The sequence below is a fragment of the Alcanivorax sp. HI0044 genome (assembly GCF_001634945.1).
This window is the reverse complement of sequence record NZ_LWEZ01000338.1, coordinates 1-868: the sequence shown is the minus strand read 5'-3', so window position 1 is coordinate 868 and position 868 is coordinate 1. Positions and strand designations below refer to the sequence as shown.

Annotated in this window: 1 protein-coding gene; it reads right to left on the bottom strand. The window is 59.4% G+C overall.

The features are described 5' to 3' along the window. The coding region (locus A3730_RS04155) for an inositol monophosphatase family protein (protein WP_063537546.1) at window positions 1–637 on the bottom strand (637 nt) is incomplete at its 3' end. Window positions 638–868: the final 231 nt, after the last annotated feature.

Sequence of the window (868 nt, the reverse complement as noted above, 5' to 3'; positions counted from 1 at the left end):
GGCCGAATTCAAAGAAGCCGTCCAGTCGGCCGGCGGCCAGCCAGGCCAGGTCCAGGGCGGCGGAACCGGGCCGACGCAGACCGGCGGTGGAGGCGGCGATATCCGCGAACATGCCCAGATAGGCGTCCATGTGCGGGGCCTGGTCCTTGCGGAACGGGAAACCCGTACCGATCAGGCAGCCTTCCAGGCTGGCTCGATTGGTACAGCGAATACGGCGGCCATTGAGAGCGGCGCCACGGCCACGGCTGGCGGTGAATTCTTCGTCGCGGTTGGGATCGTAAATGACCGCATGCTCGATTTTGCCTTTGAATTTGAGGGCAATGGAGACGCAGTACTGGGGGAAGCCATGGATGAAGTTGGTCGTGCCGTCCAGTGGGTCGATGATCCACTGGTAGTCTTTACCGTCGCCACTGCCTTCGATAACACCGGATTCCTCAGCCAGAATACTGTGGTCCGGGTAGGCCTTGCGAATCACATCGATGATGCGCGCTTCTGCAGCGCGATCCACTTCGGTGACGAAGTCGTTCATGCCCTTTTTCGTGACAGACACGGGATCACTGCTTTCAGCAGCTCTGCGAATCAGATTTCCCGCCTGACGGGCGGCTCGCAGGGCGATATTCACTTGCGGCGCATGCATGGCATCTATCCTCAATATGACGTGTGGCGTAACGGCTAGGAGCCTGTGAAGAACGCCTTGTGTGCTCAGCGTGGTCTGAAGCGTGCAGTTGTTGTGTCTTGTCTCGACGGGCAGGGTGGTTCCCTTCCCTAGAGGCAAGGCGCAGCAAATGGGCGCTTCAGACCACGCTGAGCACACAAGGCGTTCTTCACAGGCTCCTAGCCGTTACGCCACACGTCATATTGAGGATAG